Below are 560 nucleotides of genomic sequence, written 5' to 3' on the forward strand. Positions count from 1 at the left end.
CTCGTTGGCGAGCTGCCGGACCCGCCCCCTCGGCTCACCCATGTTGCTGACAAGGACCACCGCTGAGAAGTCGCTATTGGCCATTTGTTCCAGCACCCTGCGCAGCCGGACCGAATCGAACACGGAGTCCGGGTCGCCGTACTTGACCACGACGGCAACTGACTTGTCCTGCACTCGGACCACGAAGTCGGCAAGCGAGTCCCTCACAGGCGTCAAGGTGGCACCAGGCGGCAAGGCAGCAGTGAGACTGTTGCGAATTACCACGTCGTACGCCGCTCGCGCGAGGCTAACCAGCTGAGGGTCCTGGCGAATCCGAGGATCGTAGGTCGCAGCAGTATCAACGACCGTAAGAGCTTGCTCGGGCGTGCGGGCCGCCTCGACCTCTTCCTTCACCTGCTCGCGCTGCTCCCAGCCGATCTGGCCCGACGCCAGCTCCACCGAGGTGATCCTGCGACCAACAACGCCAATGAGCACGAGAAATGCCCCAATCGTGATCAGCGCCGTCGGGCCTGCCTCGACATCGCGGGTGAACACGGCGTACGCGCCAGCCGCCAGCATCG

The 560-nt window shown here is 64.3% G+C and carries 1 protein-coding gene; it reads right to left on the minus strand.

Features of this window, described 5'->3' with window-relative positions:
* The coding region (locus ABD323_RS44565; protein WP_344447675.1) for a hypothetical protein at positions 1 to 560 on the minus strand (560 nt) is incomplete at both ends.

It is taken from the genome of Kitasatospora nipponensis, assembly GCF_039528135.1.
Lineage (GTDB): Bacteria > Actinomycetota > Actinomycetes > Streptomycetales > Streptomycetaceae > Kitasatospora > Kitasatospora nipponensis.